Source organism: Paraburkholderia sp. TE9906, from assembly GCF_056279605.1.
This window is the reverse complement of record NZ_JBWCCT010000007.1, coordinates 313,682-339,763: the sequence shown is the minus strand read 5'-3', so window position 1 is coordinate 339,763 and position 26,082 is coordinate 313,682. Positions and strand designations below refer to the sequence as shown.

The window sequence follows — 26,082 nt, the reverse complement described above, 5'->3', positions numbered from 1 at the left end:
CGAATCGCCCGGCAAAGTAGTAAGGTAAAAGCAGCAGGAATGGGCGCGAACGGCATTGCGTTCATGCAGCTTGTTGCATGAACGCAGTCTCGCACTGAAATGGCAGGATTCGATATGACGAGCAGTCCCACCGTCAACCTTCTCGACCTTGACGCCCAAGGGCTGGTCGCCTATTGCGACAGCCTGGGCGAGAAGCCGTTTCGCGCCAAGCAATTGCAGCGCTGGCTTCATCAGTACAACGCTGCCGACTTCGACGGCATGACCGATCTCGCGAAGTCCATGCGCGAAAAGCTCAAAGGGCGCGCTTCGATCACGATGCCCGGCATCGTCAGCGACCATATTTCGACCGACGGCACACGCAAGTGGCTGATCGACGTCGGTAACGGCAACGCGGTTGAAACCGTCTACATCCCCGAAGAAACGCGCGGCACGTTGTGTGTGTCGTCGCAGGCCGGGTGTGCGGTCAATTGTCGTTTCTGTTCGACCGGCAAGCAGGGTTTCTCCCGCAATCTCTCCACCGGTGAAATCATCGGCCAGCTGCGCATGGCCGAATTTGCGCTGCGCGCATCGCGCGGCGTGGCCGGCGGCCGCGCCACGGGTGGCGACGGCAAGGGCGAGCGCGTGGTCACGAACGTCGTGATGATGGGTATGGGCGAGCCGCTGCTCAATTACGACGCGGTCGTGCCGGCCATGCGCCTGATGCTCGACGACAACGCGTACGGTCTTTCGCGCCGGCGCGTCACGCTGTCCACCTCGGGTGTCGTACCGATGATGGATCGGCTCGGCGCCGATCTGCCGGTGGCCCTCGCGGTCTCGCTGCATGCGCCTAGTGATCCGCTGCGCGACATGCTGGTGCCGTTGAACAAGAAGTATCCGCTGCGCGAACTGATGGCGGCTTGCCAGCGCTATCTGAAAGTCGCGCCGCGCGATTTCATTACGTTTGAATACTGCATGCTCGACGGCGTGAACGACAGCGAAGCGCAAGCGCGCGAATTGCTGGCCGTGACGCGCGACGTGCCGTGCAAATTCAATCTGATTCCGTTCAATCCGTTCCCTGAATCGGGCCTGATCCGCTCGAAGCCGGAACAGATCAAGCGGTTTGCACAAGTGTTGATGGACGCGGGCGTCGTCACCACGGTGCGCAAAACACGCGGCGATGACATCGACGCTGCCTGCGGTCAGTTGGCCGGTGCGGTTCAGGACCGCACGCGCCTTGCTGAGCGCACCGGGAAGGCAGCGAAGGTGATCGAGGTTCGCGCCGTGTAATCGCGCGGTATGGCAGGACCGTCGGCGTTCGCTGGAAAGTTGAGTCGATCCGCGAAAGTCGTCATGCCACCGTCGATTGAAAAGAAAGTTTGCAGAAGCGATCGGAAGCGGCACACAAAGCCGCGCATTTTGTTATAAACGGTCTGCGATCCGGGCGCGAGGTTTCAGCGGCTCCGGGTGGCACGAGTGAAAAAAGAATCGACGCGAAAGGATTTGGGATGAGTGAGCCGCAGCACCCGCAGCCGCACGACACAGACACGAACGAAGGCCATCCGGCGCCGGTTGCACGGGCGGTAGTGCAGCCTGTTGTGCAGTCGAACCTGGATTCGTTGGCGGCGGCTGGCGCACGCTTGTCCCAGTTGCGTGAATCGAAGGGCTGGTCGATCGAAGACGTATCGGCCCGCCTCAAGGTGTCGGTCAACAAGTTGCGTGCGCTCGAGTCGGGCGACATCAGCCAGTTGCCGGATACGACTTTCGCGCTCGGCGTGGTGCGTAGCTACGCGAAGATGCTCGGCGCCGATCCGGCGCCGTTCACGCAGGCATTGCGCCGCGAAACGGGTGTGCCGGCACCGGATCTGTCGATGCCGGCGTCGTCGGGTAAGGATTTGCCGCGTGGCCGGGTGTCGCTGTCGCTCGGCGGCGGCGGGCAGAAAAGCCGTTCGTGGCTGTGGGGCGTGGCGGCGGTTGTCGTGGCGGTGATTGCGCTCGCTATGTGGCATACCAATGGCGGCGATTCGACTGCGTGGCTTGCGCGTCTGAAAGCAAGCGCGAATGGCGCCACGGGCACCGCGACCGGCGCATCGGGCGCGGTGGCGCAGGGGCCGTCGGCGGGCGCGACTGCGGAAGAAGAAGCGTCGGCGCCGGAAGCGCCGGCCGCAGCAGAAAACGCAGCGTCGGCCACGCCGATGCCCGCGCCGCTGGCTACCGGTGCGGCGCCGTCATCGGCACCTGCGGTTACTGCAATGACGGCGGCGCCGAAGGGCGGCTCGCAGGCTCAGGCCGCGGCACCTGGCGCGAGCGCGCCGGCTGCCGTCGTGGCCGGGGCTTCGGCGGCAACGGTGGCGCCTGCTGCAGGCGAAGCGATCGTCGCGCTGCGGGTGACGCAGGACAGCTGGTTCAGCGTGCGCGGCAAAGATGGCAAGGAAGTGTTTTCCGGCCTCGTGCACGCAGGCGATACGAAGGAAGTGACAGGCGAGGCGCCGTTCAAAATCACGCTCGGCAACAAGGCCGGTCTCGAGTCGCTGACGCTCGACGGCGAACCGGTCGATCCGGCGAAATATTCGGCGGCCAAAGGGAATGTGGCGCGTTTCGCGCTGCCTTGACAGGTACGGTATGCGCCGCGGCCAACCAGTCTGCGGCGCTTTTTCAATTCAGGCGCTACGTTTTTGTGTAGCGCATGCGGCGTAAATGGGTTTTTCGATGCAATCCGAAGCTCAATCCCGATCCAGTAGCAAGATCGTTTCTAACGAACCGGTGTTCGGCGGCCAGGCTGCGCGGCGCAAGTCGCACGCAGTCGACGTGCGTTGGGGCGGCCAGCTCGTCACCATCGGCGGCGACGCGCCCGTGCGCGTGCAGTCGATGACCAACACGGACACGGCGGACGCGATCGGCACCGCGATCCAGATCAAGGAATTGGCGCAAGCCGGTTCGGAACTGGTGCGCATCACGGTGAACACGCCGGAGGCGGCCGCGGCCGTGCCGGCCGTGCGTGAGCAGCTCGACCGCATGGGCGTGTCGGTGCCGCTGGTCGGCGACTTCCACTACAACGGCCATCTGCTGTTGCGCGATTACCCCGCGTGCGCGGAGTCGCTGTCCAAGTACCGGATCAATCCGGGCAACGTCGGCCACGGCGCGAAACGCGACACGCAGTTCGCGCAGATGATCGAAGCCGCGGTGAAGTACGACAAGCCGGTGCGCATCGGCGTCAACTGGGGCAGTCTCGATCAGGACCTGCTCGCGAAGATGATGGACGAGAACGCGTCGCGCGCCACGCCGTGGGAAGCGCAAAGCGTGATGTACGAAGCGCTGATCCAGTCGGCGATCGGCTCGGCCGAACGCGCGGTGGAACTCGGCCTCGGGCGCGACAAGATCATCCTGTCGTGCAAGGTCAGCGGCGTGCAGGACCTGATCGCCGTGTACCGCGAACTCGCGCGCCGTTGCGAATTCGCGCTGCATCTCGGCTTGACCGAGGCAGGCATGGGTTCGAAGGGCATCGTTGCGTCGACCGCGGCGTTGTCCGTGCTGTTGCAACAGGGCATCGGCGACACGATCCGTATCTCGCTCACGCCGGAGCCGGGCGCATCGCGCACCGGCGAGGTGATCGTCGGCCAGGAAATTCTGCAGACCATGGGGCTGCGTTCGTTCACGCCGATGGTGATCGCGTGCCCGGGTTGCGGTCGCACCACCAGCACGCTGTTCCAGGAACTGGCGTCGCAAATCCAGACCTATCTGCGCACGCAAATGCCGGCATGGCGCGATCAGTATCCTGGCGTCGAAAAGATGCACGTTGCGGTGATGGGCTGCATCGTCAACGGTCCGGGCGAATCGAAGCAGGCCAATATCGGCATCAGCCTGCCGGGTTCGGGCGAAAACCCGGCCGCGCCGGTGTTCATCGACGGCGAGAAGGTCAAGACGCTGCGCGGCGAGAACATCGCGCAAGAATTCCAGCAAATCGTGAGTGACTACGTCGAGCGCCGCTACGGCCGCGCTGAAGCACTCAACTAAACATCGGCTATCGAACACAGATGACTGAACAGAAGAAAAAGCTCGAAAAGCTCTCCGGCGTGAAGGGCATGAACGACATCCTTCCGCAGGAAGCCGGGCTGTGGGAATTTTTCGAAACCACCGTCAAGTCGATGCTGCGTTCGTACGGATACCAGAATATTCGTACGCCGATCGTCGAGCATACGCAGCTGTTCAAGCGCGGTATCGGCGAAGTGACCGACATCGTCGAGAAGGAGATGTACAGCTTCACCGACGCGTTGAATGGTGAAAATCTGACCATGCGTCCCGAGAACACGGCGGCGGTGGTGCGTGCGGCTATTGAACACAACATGCTGTACGACGGTCCGAAGCGGCTGTGGTACGTCGGTCCGATGTTCCGTCACGAGCGTCCGCAGCGCGGCCGCTATCGTCAGTTCCATCAGGTCGGTGTGGAAGCGCTGGGCTTCGCGGGTCCGGACGCCGACGCTGAAATCATCATGATGTGTCAGCGGCTGTGGGACGACCTTGGCCTGATGGGTATCAAGCTCGAAATCAATTCGCTGGGTCTGGCGGAAGAACGCGCGGCGCACCGCGTCGAACTGATTGCGTACCTCGAAAAGCACGTCGACGTGCTCGACGAAGAAGCGAAGCGCCGTCTCTACACGAACCCGCTGCGCGTGCTGGACACAAAAAATCCGGCCATGCAGGAAGTCGCGCAGAACGCGCCGAAGCTGATCGATTTTCTCGGTGACGAGTCGCGTGCGCACTTCGAGGGTTTGCAGCGCATCCTGAAAGCGAACAACGTCCCGTTCACGATCAACCCCCGTCTCGTGCGCGGTCTCGATTACTACAATCTGACCGTGTTCGAGTGGGTGACCGACAAGCTCGGCGCGCAAGGCACGGTCGCGGCTGGCGGCCGCTACGATCCGCTGATCGAGCAGCTCGGCGGCAAGCCGACGGCAGCGTGCGGCTGGGCGATGGGCGTCGAGCGGATTCTCGAATTGCTGAAGGAAGAGGATCTCGTGCCCGAGGCTGAAGGCTGCGACGTGTACGTGGTCCATCAGGGCGACGCCGCGCGCGAGCAGGCCTTCATCATCGCGGAACGTCTGCGCGATACGGGGCTCGATGTGATCCTGCATTGCAGCGCCGACGGTCAGACGGCCAGCTTCAAATCGCAGATGAAGCGCGCCGACGCGAGCGGTGCGGCATTCGCGGTGGTGCTCGGCGAAGACGAAATCGCCAACGGCATGGTCGGTGTCAAACCGCTGCGCGATACAAATGCTAACGGCGGTAAAAACGAGCAACATAACGTGCCCGCCGAAGACTTGACCGAATTTCTAATCAATGCGATGGTTGCAACCGCCGAAGACGGCGACGACTGATCGCGATGTCGCCGGGCCGATTGGCTCGACACGCACACGTATCAAGAAAGAGGAAATCGCCGGGCAATGAGTTACCACGACGAACAAGAATCGATTGAAAGTCTGAAGGCATGGTGGACGCAGTGGGGCAATGCAACCACGTGGATCGTGCTGGTGGCATTGGTTGCAGCAGCCGGATGGAACGGCTGGAATTTCTGGCAACGGCGCCAGGCGGCAGAAGCCGCGGTGCTGTATGACCAGGTGCAGCAAGCCGTGGCATCGGGTGACAAGGCCCGGATCACGCGCGCCGCCACCGACATGGAAGACAAGTTCAGTCGCACCGCGTATGCACAGATGAGCGCGCTGGGCGCAGCCAAGGCGCTCTACGCGGCAGGCGACGAAGCCGGTGCGAAGGCCCAGTTGCAATGGACCATCGATCACGCGAAGGACGACGAGTTCAAGCAGATCGCCAGGCTGCGCATGGCGTCACTGCTGCTCGACGAGAAGGCTTACGACCAGGGCCTCGCGTTGCTCGCCGAACCGCAATCCGACGCGTTCAAGGGCGTCGTGGCGAACCGCCGCGGCGATCTGCTCGCCGCCCAGGGCAAGCGCGACGATGCGCGCACGGCCTACAAACTCGCGCTCGACTCGCTGTCGAAAAACGACAGCTCGGCACGCCAGTTGATTCAGTTCAAGCTGGACGCGCTGGGCGGCTGACCGCCGCACATAGTGCGCCGCACGAACGACCAACCGGTCTCCTTTAATTAATTTCCTGAATGCTTCGTCCACCGATGAATCTGCTGAAACGTTACGCCGTGCCCGTTATCTGTGCGATGACCGTCCTCACGATGGCGGCTTGCTCATCCACGAAAGACGAGCGCCGCGTGCCGACGCCGCTCACCGAGTTCAAACCCGTGCTCGACGTGCAGCAGGCCTGGACGGCGAGCGTAGGCAAGGCGGGCCGTTACCTGTTCGCACCGGTCGCTGTCGGCAACGCGGTGTTCGCCGCAGGCGCGAACGGCTCGGTTGCGAAGATCGACGCGCAAACCGGCAAGGACATCTGGCGCGTCAAGCTGCGTGACGATCTGTCGGCGGGTGTCGGCAGCGACGGCACGCTCACGGCGGTCGGCGGTCTGAAGGGCGACGTCTACGTGCTCGGCGCGGATGGCAAACAGTTGTGGACCGCGAAGGCGCCGGGCGAAATCATTTCGCCGCCGCTGGTCGGCAACGGTCTCGTGGTGGTGCGCACGGTCGACGGGCAGCTCGTCGCTTTCAATGCGCAAACCGGCGAGCAGAAGTGGAACTACCGCAACCGCGCAGTGCCGCTCAATCTGCGGGTGTCGGCGGGCATGACCTTCGCGGGCGACGCGGCCGTGCTGGCCGGTTTCCCGGGCGGCTCGTTCGCCGCGATCAACCTGCAGACCGGCGACGCTTACTGGCAGACCCCGGTGTCGTATCCGAAGGGCGTGACGGAAGTGGAGCGTATCAACGACGTGACCGGGCCGCCCACGCTGGTCGGCTCGCAAACCTGCGCGGTGACGTTCCAGGGCCAGATTGGCTGTTTCGACGCGAACTCAGGCCGCGTGGTGTGGGAAAAGGCGTTCTCGAGCACGAGCGGCCTCGCGCAGGATGACCGCACCGTGGTGGCGGCGGACGACTGGTCGGTGGCGTCCGCGTTCGACGTCAACACCGGCGCGGTGCTGTGGAAGAATGACCAGTTGAAGAACCGCGATCTGAGCGTGCCGTTCCTGCTGGGCCGCGCTGCGGTGTTTGGCGACTATCAAGGCTACGTGCACTTCCTGTCGGCTGCCGACGGCACGCTCGTCGCCCGCGTGAAGACCGACGGCAGCGCGATTACCGCGGCACCGGTGCTGGCCGGTGAGACGCTGGTCGTGCAGACGCGCGACGGCGGCCTGTACGGCTTTCGCCCGCGCTGATCGCGCGAGGCTTGCGTTCGAGCGCGCAGGCCGGCTTCGCCGGCCGCGCGCGTTTCTGTCGAGCGGGTTTTGATTGTTGTCGTATCGCAAAGCAAGTAGAAGAATTTTGCCGGAGTGGCTGGTCCGGCAAGTCGGATCGGACAGGGCACGTGTGAGCCTCGTGTCCCTTGGTGGCTGCTTGCGGCACCACCTGTCGGCGGCCTCGCAGATCCATCGCCCGCGAACGGGCGTGCGGGCCGTCGAGCAAGAAAGACTGAATCTGGCGGCCCGTTGGCGCTGCCCATACAGCCAAATCCCCGTCCGCCCGGGTGTGCATATTGCCCGCACATCCGAGGCTGGTCGAATTCGTGATAATTTTCGTCAAACGCTGCCGTGTGGCGGTCGCATGGCGTCGCTACGCGAGCGGTCGATTTCGATCCCGCGTTTCACCGTGAACAACATCTGATGAAACCCGTTATTGCCCTCGTCGGGCGCCCCAATGTGGGGAAATCCACGCTGTTCAACCGCCTCACGCGCTCGCGTGACGCGCTGGTTGCCGACCTGCCCGGTCTCACCCGCGATCGCCATTACGGCGAGGGGCGCACCGGCGAGCGGCCGTATCTGGTCGTCGATACCGGCGGCTTCGAGCCGGTCGCGAAAGACGGCATCCTGCACGAGATGGCGCGTCAAACCCGCCAGGCGGTCGAGGAATCCGACATCGTCGTGTTCATCGTCGACGGCCGCAACGGTCTCGCGCCGCAGGACAAGTCGATTGCCGACTATCTGCGCAAGGTCGGCAGGCCGATCTTCCTCGTCGTCAACAAGGCCGAGGGGATGAAGTACACGACTGTCGCCGCCGACTTCTACGAACTCGGTCTCGGCGACCCGCGCGCGATTTCGGCCGCGCACGGCGACGGCGTCACGGAAATGATCAACGAGGCGCTCGGCGTCGCGTACGCCGGCCAGCCGGAAGAAAGCGACGACGAGAAAGCGGCGCGCGGCGTGAAGATCGCGATCGTCGGCCGTCCGAACGTCGGTAAGTCGACGCTGATCAACGCGCTGGTCGGCGAAGAGCGCGTGATCGCGTTCGACATGCCGGGCACCACGCGCGATTCGATCTACGTCGACTTCGAGCGCCAGGGCAAGCCGTACACGCTGATCGACACGGCCGGCTTGCGCCGCCGCGGCAAGGTGTTCGAAGCGATCGAAAAATTCTCGGTGGTGAAGACGCTGCAATCGATCTCGGACGCGAACGTCGTGATCCTGCTGCTTGACGCGCGCCAGGACATCTCCGAACAGGACGCGCACATTGCCGGTTTCGTCGTGGAGCAGGGCCGCGCGCTGGTGGTGGGCGTGAACAAATGGGACGGTCTCGATCCGCATGTGCGCGAGCGCACCAAAGCGGACCTCGAACGCAAACTAAAATTTCTCGACTTCGCGAAATTCCATTTCATTTCCGCGGCGGAGAAAACCGGTATTGGTCCGCTGATGCGTTCGGTCGACGATGCATACACTGCGGCAATGGCCAAGCTGCCGACGCCGAAGCTCACGCGCGCGCTGATCGATGCGGTCGAATTCCAGCAGCCGCGTCGTCGTGGTCCGGTGCGGCCGAAACTGCGTTACGCGCACCAGGGCGGACAGAATCCGCCGATCATCGTGATTCACGGCAACGCACTCGATGCGATCACCGAAACGTATAAACGTTACCTCGAAAACCGCTTCAGGGAAACTTTCAAGTTGACTGGGACTCCATTGCGAATAGAGTTCAGATCATCGACGAACCCTTACGCGGACAAAGGCTGAAACCCGCGTGCGTGTTGGGTTTGGGCGCAGGACCCCGGCTCTCGCGCAAAAACGAAAATCGGCTATAGTGTAGCGGTTGACGGCTGATCTCTTTTTCCTCACCGTCAATTCAGTCAACCTGCAAAAAAATACGGAGTTTGCTATGAGCAACAAAGGGCAATTGTTACAAGACCCGTTTTTGAACGCACTGCGTAAAGAGCATGTGCCGGTGTCGATCTACCTGGTCAACGGCATCAAGCTTCAAGGGAACATCGAATCGTTCGACCAGTACGTCGTGTTGCTCCGGAATACGGTCACCCAGATGGTCTACAAGCACGCAATCTCGACGGTCGTGCCAGCCCGCCCGGTGAATTTCCACCCGGATTCCGAACAGTCCTAACCCCCGTCGCGGCCGGCGTAGCGTCGCCCGTTGGCGATTACTCCCGGCCGCCTCATTTTGATACCCTCCAATTTGATCAATGCAGCGCTTGTCGGCATCGACTTCGGTAAGATCGATTTCGAAGCCAGTCTCGAAGAACTCAGCCTGCTCGCGCAAAGCGCGGGCGCGAATCCCTTAGTCACCCTCACCGGACGCCGCTCCAGTCCCGACGCGAAGATGTTCGTCGGCAGCGGCAAGGCCGAAGAATTGCGCCTTGCCTGTGAGGCGAACGACATCGAACTCGTGATCTTCAATCACGCTCTGGCGCCTGCGCAGCAGCGCAATCTGGAGCAAGCGCTTAATCGGCGCGTGGTCGATCGCACGAGTCTCATCCTCGATATTTTTGCGCAACGCGCCCGCAGTCACGAAGGCAAGCTGCAGGTCGAGCTCGCGCAGCTGCAATATCTGTCGACCCGGCTGATTCGCGCATGGACCCACCTCGAACGCCAGAAAGGCGGTATCGGTTTGCGCGGTCCCGGCGAAACGCAGCTCGAAACCGACCGCCGTCTGATCGGCGAGCGCATCAAGGCGCTCAAGACGCGGCTCGAAAAACTGCGCCGTCAGCACGGCACGCAGCGCCGCGCGCGCAGCCGCAACCAGACGATGTCGGTATCGCTGGTCGGCTATACGAACGCGGGCAAGTCCACGCTCTTTAATGCGCTCACGAAAGCTCAGGCGTATGCCGCCGACCAGCTGTTCGCGACGCTCGACACGACCTCACGGCGCGTCTATCTCGGCGACGAAGCGGGGCAGGTGGTGGTGTCCGACACGGTCGGCTTCATTCGGGAATTGCCGCACCAGCTGGTCGCGGCGTTTCGCGCGACGCTCGAAGAAACCATTCATGCCGACCTGCTTCTGCATGTGGTCGATGCGTCGAGCGCGGTGCGCCTCGACCAGATCGATCAGGTGAACGAGGTATTGCACGCGATCGGCGCGGACACGATCCGCCAGGTGCTGGTGTTCAACAAGATCGACGCGGTGCCGGAGCTGGCGGCCCGTGGCGACGCGGTCGAGCGGGATGAGTATGGTAATATTTCGCGCGTCTTTTTGAGCGCGCGCACCGGGCAAGGGCTGGATACGTTGCGTGCTGCCATCGCTGAAATCGCTACTGCTGAACCGCTTGCCGATACGTTGATCGATCGGTCGGAAGAAGGCCGGTCGGCAGCACCGCGCGACGACGACCGCAAGGTTCCAGAACTCGGGCACTGACCCATTCCAATTGCACTGACCCGCTGTCTACTCTGGTGAACGAACACAGGTGAACGATTACAACGAGCGGAGTATCTGGCTGCGCATGCGAGCCTTGCTTTCACTGAACGATCCGCGCTGGGGCCGGGGAGACGGCAATGGCGACCGGCAACGGCCCAACGATCCCAAGCGTCCGCCGAAGGACGGAGAAGGTCCGCCCGATCTCGACGAGATGTGGCGTGATTTCAACCGCCGCTTGAGCCGGATCTTCGGACGCAAGGGCGGTGGTGCGGGCGGCGGCCGTCCGGACAACGGACGTGGCGCGCGCATCGGCGTGGGCATCGTGATCGGCGTGCTGATCGCGATCTATCTCGGCAGCGGCGTGTTTGTCGTTCAGGATGGCCAGGCCGCGGTCGTCATCCAGTTCGGTAAGTATCGCTACACTGCAGGGCAAGGCGTGCACTGGCGTCTGCCGTATCCGTTCGAAGCACATGAGTTCGTCAATATCGGCCAGGTCCGCCAGGTCGAGATCGGCCGCAACAACGTGGTACGCCCGGCGAACGTGAAGGACGCGTCGATGCTCACGCACGACGGCGATATCGTCGACGTTCGGTTCGCGGTGCAATACCAGGTGCGCAAGCCCACCGACTATCTGTTCCGCAGTGGAGACCCTGATCAGAGCGTCACGCGTGCTGCTCAGTCGGCGGTGCGCGGCATCGTCGGTGCGCGCAGCACGAACGAAGTCCTCGATCAGGATCGCGAAACAATGCGCCAGCAACTGGTGGCGGCGATCCAGCAATCCCTCGATCAATACGAATCCGGCCTCGCCGTGACGGGTGTGACGATCCAGAGCGTGCAGATGCCCGAGCAGGTGCAGGCCGCGTTCGACGACGCCGCCAAGGTGCGTCAGGAAAACGAGCGCGCGAAGCGCGATGCGCAGGCTTATGCGGCGGATCTGTTGCCGCGTGCGCAAGCCGATGTGGCGCGCCAGATCGAAGAAGCGAAGACCTACAGCGAGAAGACGGTGGCGCAGGCACAAGGCGAAGCCGACCGCTTCAAGCAGGTATTCGCGCAGTACTCGAAAGCGCCCGCCGTGGTCCGCACGCGCATGTACATGGAAACCATGCAGCAGATTTACTCGACTACGACCAAGGTGTTTGTGGACAGCAAGAACGGCAACAACGTGTTGTATCTGCCGCTCGACAAGCTGGCCGAGCAGGGCCGGCAGCGCGTCGCCGACGCCGCTGCGGCCACGCCGGGCGCTGCGGCCGCAGGTGCGCCGCAAGCGGCGAGTGCCGCGGCGCCGTCGGGCGCTTCCGCCCCTGTCGCGGGAGCGGCAACCGCACCCGCCGCGAGCGATGTGCCCGCCAGCCAGCCGGGAGCCAGCGGCGCCTCGATGCGTTCACGCGAAGCCTTCCGCAATCGCATGCGCGAAGACGACGTTCAATAAGGAGCGCACAACATGAACAAGATCATTGCGCTCGTCGTGGCTGTCGTCATCGTGCTGTTTGCGGCTTCGTCGATGGTGTTCGTCGTCGATCAGCGGCACATGGCCGTGTTGTCGTCGCGTGGCGATACGCCGTCCACGTTGCTCGGCCCGGGTCTGCACGTCAAATTACCGCCGCCGCTGCAAACGGTTACGCTGGTCGACAACCGCATCCAGTCGCTCGACACGCCTGACGAAGACCGCTTCGCCACGTCGGATAAGACCGATCTGCTGGTCAATCCGGTCATCAGGTTCCGCGTGACCGATCCGCTCAAGCTGCTCGCCGAAACGAAGGGTGACGTGCAAAGCCTGCCGGACCGGCTCGCGTTGCTGTCGCGCACTGCGCTCGGCGATGCGTTCGGCAAGTTCACGCTGACCGATGCGCTCTCCAAACAGCAAAGCGTCGCCGACGAAGCACGCGGCGCGATGGACAAGGGCGCGGCCTCGCTGGGCGTGTCGGTGGTCGACGTGCAACTGACGCGTGTCGATTTCCCGGCGGGTATGACCGATTCGGTCTTCAAGCGGATGATCGCCGCCCGCGAGCAGATCGCCGCCGACGAACGCGCGAAGGGCGCGGCCGAGGCCAACCAGATCAAGGCGGACGCACTCGCGCAACAGCAGGCGGTGCTCGCCGATGGTTATAGCCAGGCGCAGACCATCCGCGGCGAAGGCGATGCGAAGGCAGCGGAAATCGCCGCCGAAGCGTTCGGCAAGGATCCGCAGTTCTATCAGTTTTATCTGAGCATGCAGGCATACAAGAAGACCTTCAAGCCGGGCGACCTGATCGTGGTCGATCCGAACAACGAGTTCTTCCGCTTCATGCGTAGTCCGACCGGTGGCGTTACGCCGGACGCTCCCGCGGTCTCGCGCAAACACTGATAACCGGAAGGCCGCGGCATTCGCATCGCGGCCCGTTGAATTCGCATGGATATAGCCGGCTCGTTACTGCTCGCGATCGCGTTGATGCTGATTATCGAGGGGATGTTCCCCTTCGTTTTTCCGGCCGCCTGGCGCGACACGTTCCGTAAAATAGCGGAACGGCCTGCGCACCAGATTCGCGTGGGCGGTCTGATCGTGATGCTGCTCGGGCTAATCCTGCTGTTCATCGTGACCTGACGGGCCGCGTCGGCGAGTGGGCGGCACGTGTGCTGCCCGATTGCTCGCAGGGCCAACGCCCGGTTTGGGTGCGCTGGGCGCTGTAGCACACGGTGATATCCGCTTGAAGCGCTGTCGGCGGATCGCGCCGATGCCCGCGACAGTCGCCAGAATCGAGCCGCCGCCCGCCATTCACACACTCACTTACCGGCGCTTCAGCCGCCGTGTTCAACGTCGTAGGACTGTATCGATGTCGACCTGGTTACTTCCCGAGAATATTGCCGACGTGCTGCCGTCGGAAGCCCGCAAGATCGAAGAGTTGCGGCGCCATTTGCTGGACCGTTTCCGTTCGTACGGCTACGAGATGGTGATGCCGCCGCTGCTCGAATACCTCGAGTCGCTGCTCACCAGTGGCGGCCATGATCTGAATCTGCGCACCTTCAAGCTCGTCGATCAATTGTCCGGCCGCACGCTCGGCCTGCGCGCCGACATTACGCCGCAAGTTGCGCGTATCGATGCGCATCTGCTGAACCGCCAGGGCGTTACGCGTCTTTGCTACGCGGGCAACGTCGCCCATACGCGGCCGCGCGGCCTGCACGCGACGCGCGAGCAGATCCAGATCGGCGCGGAAATTTACGGTCACGCCGGCCTCGAAGCGGATCTGGAGATCCAGCAACTGATGCTCGACGCGCTGCGTCTGGCCGGGCTCGCCAAAGTGCGCCTTGATCTGTGTCATGCGGGCGTGCTCGCGGCCTTGATCGAAGCTGAGCCGGCTGCGGCCGACCTCGGCCAGTCGCTCTACGACGCGCTGGCGGGCAAGGACGTGCCGCGCCTCGTCGAACTGACGGAGGGGCTCACGCCGGTGATTCGCGACGCGCTGCGCGCGCTGCCCACGCTGTACGGCGACGCCTCGATCCTCGACGAAGCCCGGGCGCGCCTGCCCAACGCACCGGCGATCGCCCGCGCGCTCGACGACCTCGCGTTCCTCGCGAGTCAGGTGGACGGCGCCGAAGTGATGATCGACCTCGCCGACTTGCGAGGCTATGCGTACCACAGCGGCGTGATGTTCTCCGCGTACGTCGACGGCGTGCCGAACGCGGTAGCGCGCGGCGGTCGTTACGACCACGTCGGCCAGGCTTATGGCCGGGCTCGCGCGGCAACCGGTTTTTCGCTCGATCTGCGTGAAGTCGCGCGCATCTCGCCGGTCGAAGCGCGCAGCAGCGCGATTCTCGCCCCGTGGCAGCACGACGACGCGTTGCGCGTGAGCGTCGCCGCGTTGCGCGATGCCGGTGAAGTGGTGATCCAGGCGCTGCCTGGCCACGAGCACGATCTGGATGAATTCGCGTTCGACCGCGTGTTGGTCGAGCGCAACGGTGCATGGGTCGTCGAACCGCGCGCCTGAGCGCGTTCCGGCTGATCCTTGAGGGGTTATTCCCGACACCTGCCAGACGGCGGCGAAAGTGCCGCTGAACCAGGCGCGGTGAGTCGCCGCGCCGTCTTTCCTATACCCAACATAACGTGCATACCGTTGAGCGGAAACGGAAAAATTCGGAAGGTTCCGCGAACATAGGTAGAATACGTTTTTAACCAGCTTACGAAACAACATGTCTGCCAGCGCAGTGAATGTGAACCCCGGGCGTAACGTCGTCGTCGTGGGAACCCAGTGGGGTGATGAGGGCAAGGGCAAGATCGTCGACTGGCTGACGGACCACGCCCAAGGCGTCGTTCGCTTCCAGGGCGGTCACAATGCCGGTCACACGCTCATCATCGGCGGCAAGAAAACCATCTTGCGTCTGATTCCGTCGGGCATCATGCATCCCGGCGTCGCGTGCTACATCGGCAATGGCGTCGTGTTGTCGCCGGAAGCGCTGTTCAAGGAAATCGGCGAACTCGAAGCCGCCGGCGTCGATGTCCAGAACCGCCTGTTCATTTCCGAAGCCACTACGCTGATCCTGCCGTATCACATCGCCATCGACCAGGGCCGCGAAGCGCGCCGTGGCGCGGGCAAGATCGGCACGACCGGCCGCGGCATCGGCCCGGCCTACGAAGACAAGGTGGCACGCCGCGGCTTGCGCGTGCAGGACCTGTTCGAGCCGGCGACGTTCGCCGAACGCCTGCGCGAAAACCTCGACTATCACAACTTCGTGCTCACGCAATACCTGGGTGTCGCCGCTGTCGACTTCCAGCAAACGCTCGACACGATGCTGAGCTACGCCGACCGTCTGAAGCCGATGGTCACGGATGTTTCGCGCCGTCTGTACGACGCGAATGCCGCCGGCAGCAATCTGCTGTTCGAAGGCGCGCAAGGCACGCTGCTCGACATCGACCACGGCACCTATCCGTTCGTCACGTCGAGCAACTGCGTGGCAGGTGCGGCGACGGCGGGCGCGGGCGTCGGTCCGCAAAAGCTGAACTATATTCTCGGTATCACCAAGGCGTACTGCACGCGCGTCGGTTCGGGCCCGTTCCCGAGCGAACTGTACGATGCGGACAACGCCGCGCGTCAGGAAGCGATCGGCCTGGAACTGGCCACCGTCGGTAAGGAATTCGGCTCGGTCACCGGCCGTCCGCGCCGCACCGGCTGGCTCGACGTCGCCGCGCTGCGCCGCTCGATCCAGATCAACGGCGTGTCGGGTCTATGCATGACCAAGCTCGACGTGCTCGACGGCCTCGACGAAGTGAAGCTATGCGTCGGCTACACGGTCGACGGCAAGAATGTCGATCTGCTGCCGCGTGGCTCGTCGGAAGTCGCGCGTTGCGTGCCGGTGTACGAAACCTTCGCGGGCTGGAAGGAAAGCACCGTCGGCATCAAGGAATGGGACAAGCTGCCGGCCAATGCGCGCGCGTATCTGTCGCGTGTGCAGGAAGTCGCGGGCATTCCGATCGACATGGTGTCGACCGGTCCGGATCGCGACGAGACCATTCTGCTGCGTCATCCGTTCAAGGTTTAAGCCATGGTTCAAGGTGTACCCATGATCGCGATGAAAGATCCGCGCAATGACGACAAGAACCTGTGGGTCGGCTGGGACGAGTATCACCGGCTAATCGAATTGCTGGCGCTCGACGTGCACGAATCGGGCTGGAAGTTCGATCAGATCCTGTGCCTCGCGCGCGGCGGCCTACGCGTGGGCGACCAGCTCTCGCGCATCTACGACCTGCCGCTGGCGATTCTCGCCACCAGCTCGTATCGCGAAGCGGCCGGCACGGAGCAGGGCGAACTCGACATCGCGCAATACATCACGATGACGCGCGGCGAGCTGCACGGCAACGTGCTGCTGGTCGACGACCTGGTCGATTCGGGCGTCACGCTGGCGCGGGTTCAGCAGCATCTGAAGGAACGCTATCCGGCGATTACCGCGGTGCGTTCGGCGGTGCTCTGGTACAAGGGCTGCTCGAAGGTGAAGCCCGATTACCACGTGCAGTATCTGCCCACCAATCCGTGGATTCATCAACCGTTCGAGGAGTGGGACACGGTTCGTCCGCACAACCTCGGCGCGTGGATCAAGCGCGGTGTCGCGCAGGCGCAGGAGTCGTCGGGAGAGTGATGTGGACTTCGGCGCTTTAACCATCGCGTCGTTTGCACCGCAGTGCCCGCAAAGCGGAGCCCGTATGGGCTCCGTTTTTTTTTGCGCATCCATCCCGCCTGCGCGCGGCTCGAATGCACTTCGCAATCCGCGTGATGGCGGCGCCGGCCGGACGGCCGACCCCGCAGACGCGTGCAAAACGCAGTGCTACACTGCGCGGACTATCCACGTGGTGTATCCACAACAAGCAGGGCGGCGTCAGGCGGGCAGTTTAGAATAGCGGTCGTTTTTTCCGCTCAGGGAACGGATTCCTCGCGTCTATGACAGATAACAATCACGAGCACAAACAGCCACTGCCTTCCCTCGCGATTGCTGCGATCGGAGTGGTGTTCGGCGATATCGGCACGAGCCCGTTGTATTCGTTGAAAGAGGCATTCAGCCCGTCGCACGGCATTCCACTGACCGAGCAATCGATCCTCGGTGTGATCTCGCTGCTGTTCTGGGCGATCATGATCGTGGTCGGCGTCAAGTACGTGCTGTTCGTGATGCGCGCGGACAATAACGGCGAGGGCGGCGTGCTCGCGCTGATGGCGCTGGCGCTGCGCTCGCTGGACGAGAAGTCGAAAATGGCCGGCCTGCTGGTGATGCTCGGCATCTTCGGCGCCTGCATGTTCTATGGCGATGCGGTGATTACGCCGGCCATCTCGGTGATCTCGGCGGTCGAGGGCCTCGAGATTGCGGCGCCCCATCTGTCACATCTGGTGCTGCCGCTGACGATCGTCATCCTGATTCTGCTGTTCTGGATTCAGCGGCACGGCACGGCGATGGTCGGCCGCCTGTTCGGCCCGATCATGGTGGTGTGGTTCGTCGTGCTCGCCGCGCTCGGCCTGTGGCATATCGGGCAGGCGCCCAACGTGATCCGCGCGCTGAACCCGTATTACGCGTACTCGTTCATGGCCGCGCACGTGCTGCAGGCCTATGTGGTGCTCGGCTCGGTCGTGCTGGTGCTGACCGGCGCCGAAGCGCTGTACGCCGACATGGGCCACTTCGGCGCGAAGCCGATCCGCATGGCGTGGTATCTGCTGGTGATGCCGTCGCTGGTGCTGAACTATTTCGGCCAGGGCGCGCTGCTCATGCACGACCCGAAGGCCATCGAAAATCCGTTCTTCCTGCTCGCACCCGACTGGGCGTTGCTGCCGCTCGTCGTGCTGTCGACGGTGGCGACGGTGATCGCCTCGCAGGCCGTGATCTCCGGCGCGTATTCGCTGACGAGCCAGGCGATCCAGCTTGGCTACGTGCCGCGCATGAAGATCCTGCACACGTCGGAACTGGCGATCGGGCAGATCTATGTGCCCGTGGTGAACTGGATGCTGCTGTTCATCATCCTGTGCATCGTGATCGCCTTCAAGAGCTCGGACAATCTCGCCGCCGCGTACGGTATCGCGGTGACGGCGACGATGGTCATCACGACGATCCTCGCGTGCGTTGTGATGGTCAACGTGTGGAACTGGAACAAGCTGCTGGTGGCGTTGATCATCGGTGTGTTCATGACGATCGACCTGGGCTTTTTCGGCGCCAATCTGCTGAAGGTCGAGGAGGGGGGCTGGCTGCCGCTCGGTATCGGCGCACTGCTGTTCTTCCTGCTGATGACCTGGTTCAAGGGCAGGATGATCGTCAAGGAGCGCACGGCCGCCGACGGTATCCCGCTGATGCCGTTCCTGCAGGGGTTGCTTGCCCATCCGCCGCATCGCGTGTCGGGGACGGCGATCTATCTGACCGGCAGCGATACGCTGGTGCCGGTGAGCCTGCTGCACAACCTGAAGCACAACAAGGTGCTGCATGAACGCACGATCTTCCTGACCTTCGTGACGCGCGATATTCCGTACGTGAACGACGCGGAGCGTGTGACGGTCAAGGATTTCGACGGTGGTCTGTATCTCGTGAAGGCGGCGTACGGCTTCAACGAAACGCCCGATGTGAAGGCGGTGCTGCTCGAAGTCGGCCGCACGCACGACATGACCTTCGAGCTGATGGACACGTCGTTCTTCCTCGCTCGCGAAACGGTGGTGCCGACGCAACTGCCGGGCATGTCGGTGTGGCGCGAGCGCGTGTTCGCATGGATGCATCAGAACGCCGCGAAGCCGACGGACTTCTTCAGCATTCCGGCCAACCGGGTGGTGGAGTTGGGAACCAAGATCGAGATCTGAGCACGGTCACAGCGGGTTGCTGGGCGCTTCGTACGACGGGGCGCGAAAACAAAAAGCCCACGCGATTGCGTGGGCTTTTTGTTTGGGTTTCTTCAAGGGCTTCGTTGCCGCATCGGCGCATTCATCGCCGCGCGAGCGCTCAGGCGATGAAGGTGCGCACATGCCTGCCCGGAAGCATACGTAGGCCAGCGCGTGAGCGGGTCAACATACCGCCCACGCGCAAACCCGACGCGCTTACTTCTGCTTGAGCTTCGCGAACGCGGCAGCCATCGCACCACCCGGTTCCGGTTCGCGCGAGCGTTGCTGCGAAGCGCCTCGTCCTGCACCGCCCGAGCGGGCGGCACCGCCGCGATCCTGCTGCGCGCCGCCGCCGCTGCGTGCTGCAGCCGCGCCGAACTCGTCGTCCAGACGCATGGTCAGCGCGATGCGCTGACGCTTCACGTCGACTTCGAGCACCTTCACCTTGACGATCTGGCCGGCCTTGACGACTTCGTGCGGGTCCTTGATGAACTTCGTCGACATCGCCGATACGTGCACGAGACCATCCTGATGCACACCGATGTCGATGAACGCGCCGAACGCCGCCACGTTCGTCACCACGCCTTCGAGCACCATGCCCGGCGTCAGATCGCTGACCTTCTCGACGCCTTCGCGGAACGTCGCGGTCTTGAACTCGGGGCGCGGGTCGCGGCCCGGCTTTTCGAGTTCGAGCAGAATATCGCGCACGGTCGGCAGGCCGAAACGCTCGTCGACGAATTCACTCGGTGACAGCCCGCGCAGCGCGTCGCGATTGCCGAGCACTTCGCCGACCTGCTTGCTGATCTTCGCGAGCATCCGTTCGACGACCGGATACGCTTCCGGGTGCACCGACGAACGGTCGAGCGGATTCTCGCCGTTGTTGATGCGCAGGAAGCCGGCGGCCTGTTCGAAGGTTTTGTCGCCGAGACGCGGCACCTTGCGCAGCTGCTCGCGCGACGGGAACGGACCGTTCGCATCGCGATAATCGACGATGTTGCGCGCGAGCGTTGCGTTCAGGCCCGACACGCGCGCGAGCAGCGCGACCGACGCGGTGTTCGCATCGACGCCGACCGCGTTCACGCAGTCTTCGACCACCGCGTCGAGCGAGCGCGCCAGTTCGCGCTGATTGACGTCGTGCTGATACTGGCCGACGCCGATCGCCTTCGGCTCGATCTTCACGAGTTCGGCGAGCGGGTCCTGCAGGCGGCGCGCAATCGACACTGCGCCGCGCAGCGACACGTCCATGTCGGGGAATTCCTTCGCCGCGAGTTCGGAGGCCGAGTACACCGACGCGCCCGCTTCGGACACGACGATTTTCTGCAGCTTGAATTCCGGATGACGCGCAATCAGCTCGCTCGCGAGCTTGTCCGTTTCACGCGACGCCGTGCCGTTGCCGATGCTGATCAGCTCGGCCTGCGTCTGCGCGCAGATGCGCGCGAGTTTCGCGATGGAGCCGTCCCAGTCGCGGCGCGGTTCGTGCGGATAGATCACGTCGGTGGCGAGCACCTTGCCGGTTCGATCGACCACCGCGACTTTCACGCCGGTGCGCATCCCCGGATCGAGACCGATCACGGCCTTCGGGCCGGCGGGTGCGGCCAGCAGCAGGTCCTTCAGATTGCGCGCGAACACGCGGATTGCTTCGTGTTCGGCTTCGTCGCGCAGGTTGGTCAGCAGTTCGTTTTCGATGTGCGGCTGCACCTTCACGCGCCAGCACCAGCGGCACACGTCGGAGAGCCATTTGTCGGCCGGGCGGTTCTGATTGGCGATGCCGAAGTGGCGCGCGATCAGCGCTTCGCCCGGATGCGGCACTTGTGCGTCGAGCTCTTCGCCGAGGCCCAGCTTGACCATCAGCACGCCCGCATTGCGGCCGCGGAACAGCGCCAGCGCGCGATGCGACGGCACCGTGCGGATGGTCTCCGCGTAATCGTAGTAGTCGCGGAATTTCTCTTCTTCCGCGTTCTCCTTGCCCTCGACCACTTTCGACGACACCACGCCCTGGTTGAACAGGTAGTCGCGCAGCTTGCCGAGCAGCTCGGCCGTTTCGCCGAACTGTTCGGAGAGGATGTCGCGTGCGCCGTCGAGCGCGGCCTTGACGTCGGCGACGCCTTTCTCGGCGTCCACGTACGCGGCGGCTTCGGTTTGTGGATCGAGCAGCGGATTGGCCAGCAGCGCGTCGGCGAGCGGCTGAAGACCGGCTTCACGCGCGATCTGCGCGCGCGTGCGGCGCTTCGGCTTATACGGGAGGTACAGATCTTCCAGCACCTGCTTGCTGTCGGCGCCTTCGATCGCGCTGCGCAGCTCGTCGGTGAGCTTGCCCTGTTCGTCGATGCTCGTGATGATCGCGGCGCGCCGGTCTTCCAGTTCGCGCAGATACAGCAGGCGTTCCTCGAGATTGCGCAGTTGCGTGTCGTCGAGATTGTCGGTCACTTCCTTACGGTAGCGGGCGATGAACGGAACAGTCGCTCCTTCGTCGAGAAGTTGCACCGCGGCCGCGACCTGGCGCGGCTGGACGGACAGTTCGGCGGCGATGCGCTGTACGATCTTGAGTGCTACGGTTTCCGTCATAAGGTCTTGGTGTTCCTGCGGACTCAGTCAGGGGCCGCGCGCTGACGGCGCGTCGGGACACGCCGGGCGTGTGCGCTGCGACCAGGTTGCTGGAGCGGGGCATTTTGCCATAAATGCCAAAGGGCTCAACCGCAGGGTGATAGAATTTCGGGCATGTTCCGCTGACCCTCTACGACGTTGCCAATCTCCTTGTCCCTCAACCGCCTGGGCTCCCGCTTGGTCTCTCGCCTGTCACCGGGTTTGTCGCCGGTATTGCCAGAATCGCCGCTGTTTTCGTCGCGTTTGTCGCTCACCTCGATGGTGTCGGCGGCGCGCGCCGCGCTTGGGTCCATGTTCGGGTCCACCTTCGGGTCCACTATCATCGCGCAGCGGATGTTCGCCGTATCGTGCGCGTCGTGTGTGATGGCGGCCGCGCTGGCCCTGTCCGCAACACCGGTCGCGGCGCAAACGCCGGCGTCGGCGGGCAATAGCCCGGCGGTGCCCGCGGAGGCTGTAGCGCCGGCAGCAGCAACAACCGCGCAGGACGAAGCGCCGGCCGGCGACGCGGACACCGACAGCGCGGCGAGTGCCGATAGCGCGAGCGACGCGGCCGCACCGGACAACTCGTTCGAAGCGCGGCAACGCGCGCTGGATCAGCGCAGCGACGAGAACAACTACACCTACGGCGTCGCGCAGCACAATTGCTACAGCCGGTTCTTCGTCAATCACTGCCTGAACCGGGCGCGCGACAGCATGCGTGCGGTGCAGGCGGAGATCCGCAAGGAACAGCTCGCGCTCGACGGCGAGCAGCGTGCGCAACGCGCGCGCGCGCGCGACGAACGGGCCGCGCTGCGCCGCGCCCGCAACGAAGCGGATGCGCCGCAGCGTGCCGCCGAAGATACGCGCAACGAACAGGCTTACCAGGACAAGCAGCGTCAGCACGCGATCGATCAGGCACAACGCGGCGCCGAAGCGCCGCAACGCGCGGCCAACGCGCAGGCCTACGAGGACAAGCAGCGCCAGCATGCGATCGATCAGGCGCAGCGTGGCATCAGCCCGTCGCAGGGGGCGGCCAATCAGCAGGCCTACGATCAGAAGCAGTCCGACTATCAGCGCAAGCTCGAGGAAGCGCGGCAGCAGGGCGCGCAGAAGGCGCAGGAGCGCGTTGAGAAGCAGCAGAGCTTCGAGAAGAAGCAGGTCGATGCCGCCCAGCACAAGGCCGATGTGGAAGCGCGTCAGAAGCAGGCGACCGAGAAGGCCGAGCAGAAGCGGCAAGACCAGTTGAAGCAGCAGCAACTCGAAGAGCAGCAAAAACAGCAACAGCAGCAACAGTAAATGTGCTGTAGTGGGTCCTGGCGGGTTCTGGCCAGGACCGTAGTCCGTAGTCGCCGTAACGCGTTTTAAGCCGGACAGCAACCTCAGGCGTCGGTCTGCGCGCGCAGCCCGCGCCGCAGACGGGAGGAGGCGAGCATGCGCGATCATCACCACGTCATCAACGCGGACACACTTCGCGACCGGATTCTGCAACTGGAATCGGAGCACAGTGGGCTCGATCGGTTGATCGACCGAATGTCGGATGAGCCCGGCATCGACGACTTCGAGTTGCAGCGCCTGAAAAAGCGCAAACTCAAAGTCAAGGACACCATCATCTTGCTGCAATTGCAGCTCGAACCGGACGCACGCGCCTGAGTTCGCGGCCTGGCAGGCGCCGGGCGCGCGCCGCGCGAGCCGGACTTTGCAGGAACGCTTGCCTTGAATTCACCGCTTGAAACTTCATCCCGGCGCACGTCGGACGACGACACCGCAGCAGCTACCGGCACGCCGGCGCCGCGTCCTGGCGCGTCCGCGCTGAGCGCGTCGTTAAATCCGCGGCGCGTCGCCGAGCTGGATCAGATCTTCGCCGACGACGGTCTGCTGGCCCGGCAGATCGACGGCTATCGCTCGCGGGCCTCGCAGATCGAAATGTCGCGCGCAGTCGCCGCGGCGATGGAAGCGTCGGGCCGCGCGATGCCCGAGCCCGCGATGTTCGAGGCGCAGAAGCGTCCTGCACGGCGTCTGCAGACGGCCGGCGCGGCCGGCGCCGAGGCCGCGGCCGACGCCTCTGAAAACACCGGAGCGAGCGGACTCGACGGCAGTGAGAACACGCTGATCGTCGAAGCGGGCACGGGCACCGGCAAGACCTATGCGTACCTCGTGCCGGCCATGCTGTGGGGTGGCAAGGTGATCGTCTCCACGGGCACCAAGCACTTGCAGGACCAGCTCTTCCAGCGCGACATTCCGACCGTGCGCGACGCGCTCGCGGTGCCGGTGTCGGTCGCGATGCTCAAGGGGCGCGCCAACTACCTGTGCCACTACTATCTGCAGCGCACCGCGGATAACGGCCGTCTGCCGTCGCGCCAGGAAACCTCGTATCTGCAGGACATCGTGCGCTTCGCGAAGATCACGCGCACCGGCGACAAGGCCGAACTCGCGAGCGTGCCGGAAACGGCGGCGGTGTGGTCGATGGTCACGTCGACGCGCGAAAACTGTCTCGGCCAGGAGTGTCCGCATTACAAAGACTGCTTCGTGATGCAGGCGCGCCGCGAAGCGCAGCAGGCCGATATCGTGGTGGTCAACCATCACCTGTTTTTCGCCGACATCATGTTGCGCGACACCGGCATGGCCGAGCTGCTGCCCACCGCGAACACCGTCATCTTCGACGAAGCGCATCAGCTGCCCGAGACCGCGACGCTGTTCTTCGGCGAGACGCTGTCGACCACGCAGTTTCTCGAGCTCGCGCGCGACTCGGTCGCCGAAGGTCTGGGCCATGCGCGCGAAACGGTCGACTGGGTCAAGCTCGGCGCGACGCTCGAGCGCGCGGCGCGCGATGTGCGGCTCGCGTTCAAGGAAGACTCGGTGCGTTTGTCGATCGGCCAGTTGCCCGACGATCATCCGCTGTTCCCCGCGCTCGAAACGCTCGAAACCGAACTCGACGCATTGGCTACCGCGTTGGCGGGGCAGGCCGAACGCGCCGAGTCGATCGGCGCGTGTCTGCGTCGTGCGCGTGAATTGCAGGGCGTGCTGGCCGGCTGGACCACGCCGCCCACCGCGACCGAGCGCAATGCCGCCGACGCACAGCAGGCCACCTCGAACGACGGCAACGCCGAACGCGCGGACCCGAACGAAAAGGTGCGCTGGATCGAAGTCTTCTCCCATACCGTGCAGTTGCACGAGACGCCACTGTCGGTCGCGCCGATCTTCGCGAAGCAGCGCGCCGGCGTGCCGCGTGCGTGGATCTTCACGTCGGCGACGTTGTCGGTGCGCGGCGACTTCACGCACTACGCCGCGCAGATGGGTCTGAACGCCAGGCGCTCGATGACGCTGCCCAGTCCCTTCGACTATCCGACGCAGGGGCTTCTGTACGTGCCGCGCAACTTGCCGCAGCCTTCCTCGCCGATGTTTACCGACGCCGTGTTCGACGCCGCGTTGCCCGCGATCGAAGCCTCGGGCGGCGGCGTCTTCATGTTGTGCACGACGCTGCGCGCGGTGGATCGCATCTCGGCGAAGTTGCGCGACACGATCGAAGCGCGCGGCTGGAACTACCCGCTGCTTGTGCAGGGCGATGCGAGCCGCACCGAGTTGCTCGACCGGTTCCGCTCGTACGGCAATGCGATTCTGGTGGGTAGCCAGAGCTTCTGGGAAGGGGTGGACGTGCGCGGTGATGCGCTGTCGCTAGTGGTGATCGACAAGCTGCCGTTTGCGCCGCCTGACGATCCGGTGCTGTCGGCGCGGCTCGATGCGTTGACGAAGAAAGGCTTGAGCCCGTTTGCCGTGCATCAGTTGCCGCAGGCCGTGATCACGCTGAAGCAGGGCGCGGGCCGTCTGATTCGCGCGGAGACCGATCGCGGTGTGCTGATGATCTGCGACACGCGCCTCGTCGACAAGCCGTATGGACGTCGTATCTGGCAAAGCCTGCCGCCGTTCAAACGTACCCGTGAGATCGAGGTGGTGCGCGAGTTCTTCGAAGAGAATTCGACGCCGGTTCAATAGGCCGGATGTGGGTCGAACCGCCGTTGAAAAACGGCGCCTGAATGGCAAAACGCCACGGATGTGAATCCGTGGCGTTTTGCTTTACCACCCGCGAAATCGGGAAGATTTCGCGGTGCGGTTTTCGCCCAGAGGCGAGCCCTAAGCTACAGCTTAGTTGCTTGCAGCCGAAGCCGGAGCAGCAGCCGAAGCAGCAGCGCCTGCGTCCGAAGCAGCAGCGCCTGCATCCGAAGCAGCAGCCGTAGCCGAAGCAGCAGCGTCGCTCGCAGCAGCAGCCGAATCGGAAGCTGCAGCAGCAGCCGGTGCCGAAGCAGCAGCTGCGTCGCTAGCCGGGGCAGCGGCCTGATCGTTGCTCTTGTTGCATGCAGCCAGTGCCACAGCTGCCAACAGGGATGCTACGAGGAGGGATTTCTTCATGATCACGTCCTTTTATGGTTTAAAGGTAAGCAACAGCGCAAAATAAAACCGGTAATGTGCTCCAACACCGACCTGGGCCGCTGGTGGAGACGCTCTTTCGACGAGCTGGA

General features: G+C 63.8%; 21 protein-coding genes. 19 read left to right on the top strand and 2 right to left on the bottom strand.

What is annotated here, in order from left to right; translation table 11 throughout:
- Nucleotides 1-114: 114 nt before the first annotated feature.
- The 16 genes from rlmN to ACZ9H4_RS21050 all read left to right on the top strand — a co-directional run bounded on the left by rlmN (nucleotide 115) and on the right by ACZ9H4_RS21050 (nucleotide 18,967).
- Entirely contained in the window at nucleotides 115-1,266 is a 1,152-nt protein-coding gene (gene rlmN / locus ACZ9H4_RS21125; protein ID WP_476120666.1) for a dual-specificity RNA methyltransferase RlmN, read from the top strand.
- Nucleotides 1,267-1,484: 218 nt separating this feature from the next.
- On the top strand, nucleotides 1,485-2,588 hold the full coding sequence (locus tag ACZ9H4_RS21120; protein ID WP_476120664.1) for a RodZ domain-containing protein: 1,104 nt from the start codon (nucleotides 1,485-1,487) through the stop codon (nucleotides 2,586-2,588).
- 85 nt (nucleotides 2,589-2,673) lie between these two features.
- The gene (ispG, locus tag ACZ9H4_RS21115) at nucleotides 2,674-3,990 is read left to right on the top strand and encodes a flavodoxin-dependent (E)-4-hydroxy-3-methylbut-2-enyl-diphosphate synthase (RefSeq protein WP_408144075.1); all 1,317 of its coding nucleotides are present in this window, start codon (nucleotides 2,674-2,676) and stop codon (nucleotides 3,988-3,990) included.
- A gap of 20 nt (nucleotides 3,991-4,010) precedes the next feature.
- Nucleotides 4,011-5,351: a histidine--tRNA ligase gene (gene hisS / locus ACZ9H4_RS21110; RefSeq protein ID WP_408324170.1), complete on the top strand. Its 1,341-nt coding sequence runs from the start codon at nucleotides 4,011-4,013 to the stop codon at nucleotides 5,349-5,351.
- A gap of 66 nt (nucleotides 5,352-5,417) precedes the next feature.
- A complete protein-coding gene (locus ACZ9H4_RS21105; protein WP_408144079.1) occupies nucleotides 5,418-6,047 on the top strand; it encodes a YfgM family protein in 630 nt (209 codons plus the stop codon).
- Nucleotides 6,048-6,121: 74 nt separating this feature from the next.
- Nucleotides 6,122-7,267: an outer membrane protein assembly factor BamB gene (gene bamB, locus ACZ9H4_RS21100; protein WP_408144081.1), complete on the top strand. Its 1,146-nt coding sequence runs from the start codon at nucleotides 6,122-6,124 to the stop codon at nucleotides 7,265-7,267.
- 444 nt (nucleotides 7,268-7,711) lie between these two features.
- The gene (der, locus tag ACZ9H4_RS21095) at nucleotides 7,712-9,049 is read left to right on the top strand and encodes a ribosome biogenesis GTPase Der (protein ID WP_408157068.1); all 1,338 of its coding nucleotides are present in this window, start codon (nucleotides 7,712-7,714) and stop codon (nucleotides 9,047-9,049) included.
- Between the two features lie 142 nt (nucleotides 9,050-9,191).
- Complete coding sequence (gene hfq / locus ACZ9H4_RS21090) at nucleotides 9,192-9,428, top strand: RNA chaperone Hfq (protein WP_006051315.1); 237 nt, start codon at nucleotides 9,192-9,194, stop codon at nucleotides 9,426-9,428.
- Nucleotides 9,429-9,500: 72 nt separating this feature from the next.
- Nucleotides 9,501-10,676 carry a GTPase HflX gene (hflX, locus tag ACZ9H4_RS21085; protein ID WP_408144085.1) on the top strand — a complete coding sequence of 392 codons (1,176 nt, stop codon included), beginning with the start codon at nucleotides 9,501-9,503 and terminating at the stop codon, nucleotides 10,674-10,676.
- A 49-nt stretch (nucleotides 10,677-10,725) separates the two neighbouring features.
- Nucleotides 10,726-12,105: an FtsH protease activity modulator HflK gene (hflK, locus tag ACZ9H4_RS21080; protein ID WP_408144087.1), complete on the top strand. Its 1,380-nt coding sequence runs from the start codon at nucleotides 10,726-10,728 to the stop codon at nucleotides 12,103-12,105.
- A 12-nt stretch (nucleotides 12,106-12,117) separates the two neighbouring features.
- Nucleotides 12,118-13,020 carry a protease modulator HflC gene (gene hflC, locus ACZ9H4_RS21075; RefSeq protein WP_408144089.1) on the top strand — a complete coding sequence of 301 codons (903 nt, stop codon included), beginning with the start codon at nucleotides 12,118-12,120 and terminating at the stop codon, nucleotides 13,018-13,020.
- A gap of 45 nt (nucleotides 13,021-13,065) precedes the next feature.
- Nucleotides 13,066-13,257, top strand: a complete 192-nt coding sequence (locus tag ACZ9H4_RS21070; RefSeq protein ID WP_121317405.1) for a DUF2065 domain-containing protein — start codon at nucleotides 13,066-13,068, stop codon at nucleotides 13,255-13,257.
- Between the two features lie 229 nt (nucleotides 13,258-13,486).
- On the top strand, nucleotides 13,487-14,638 hold the full coding sequence (locus ACZ9H4_RS21065; protein ID WP_408144092.1) for an ATP phosphoribosyltransferase regulatory subunit: 1,152 nt from the start codon (nucleotides 13,487-13,489) through the stop codon (nucleotides 14,636-14,638).
- Nucleotides 14,639-14,840: 202 nt separating this feature from the next.
- Entirely contained in the window at nucleotides 14,841-16,187 is a 1,347-nt protein-coding gene (locus ACZ9H4_RS21060) for an adenylosuccinate synthase (protein ID WP_121317409.1), read from the top strand.
- 3 nt (nucleotides 16,188-16,190) lie between these two features.
- A complete protein-coding gene (locus ACZ9H4_RS21055) occupies nucleotides 16,191-16,781 on the top strand; it encodes a phosphoribosyltransferase (protein ID WP_168669864.1) in 591 nt (196 codons plus the stop codon).
- 299 nt (nucleotides 16,782-17,080) lie between these two features.
- Nucleotides 17,081-18,967 carry a potassium transporter Kup gene (locus ACZ9H4_RS21050; protein ID WP_408144095.1) on the top strand — a complete coding sequence of 629 codons (1,887 nt, stop codon included), beginning with the start codon at nucleotides 17,081-17,083 and terminating at the stop codon, nucleotides 18,965-18,967.
- Nucleotides 18,968-19,201: 234 nt separating this feature from the next.
- Here the strand turns inward: ACZ9H4_RS21050 and ACZ9H4_RS21045 are convergent, their stop codons facing one another.
- Entirely contained in the window at nucleotides 19,202-21,550 is a 2,349-nt protein-coding gene (locus ACZ9H4_RS21045) for a Tex family protein (RefSeq protein ID WP_476120657.1), read from the bottom strand.
- Between the two features lie 330 nt (nucleotides 21,551-21,880).
- Here ACZ9H4_RS21045 and ACZ9H4_RS21040 point away from each other — a divergent pair, with 330 nt between their 5' ends.
- From ACZ9H4_RS21040 to ACZ9H4_RS21030, 3 genes are all read left to right on the top strand, one after another.
- Nucleotides 21,881-22,864, top strand: a complete 984-nt coding sequence (locus ACZ9H4_RS21040; RefSeq protein ID WP_476120813.1) for a hypothetical protein — start codon at nucleotides 21,881-21,883, stop codon at nucleotides 22,862-22,864.
- A gap of 135 nt (nucleotides 22,865-22,999) precedes the next feature.
- Entirely contained in the window at nucleotides 23,000-23,218 is a 219-nt protein-coding gene (locus ACZ9H4_RS21035) for a DUF465 domain-containing protein (RefSeq protein WP_042322843.1), read from the top strand.
- A gap of 63 nt (nucleotides 23,219-23,281) precedes the next feature.
- A complete protein-coding gene (locus tag ACZ9H4_RS21030; protein ID WP_408144101.1) occupies nucleotides 23,282-25,558 on the top strand; it encodes a DNA repair helicase YoaA in 2,277 nt (758 codons plus the stop codon).
- Nucleotides 25,559-25,708: 150 nt separating this feature from the next.
- Here ACZ9H4_RS21030 and ACZ9H4_RS21025 read toward each other — a convergent pair whose 3' ends face one another.
- Complete coding sequence (locus ACZ9H4_RS21025; protein ID WP_168669870.1) at nucleotides 25,709-25,972, bottom strand: hypothetical protein; 264 nt, start codon at nucleotides 25,970-25,972, stop codon at nucleotides 25,709-25,711.
- Nucleotides 25,973-26,082: the final 110 nt, after the last annotated feature.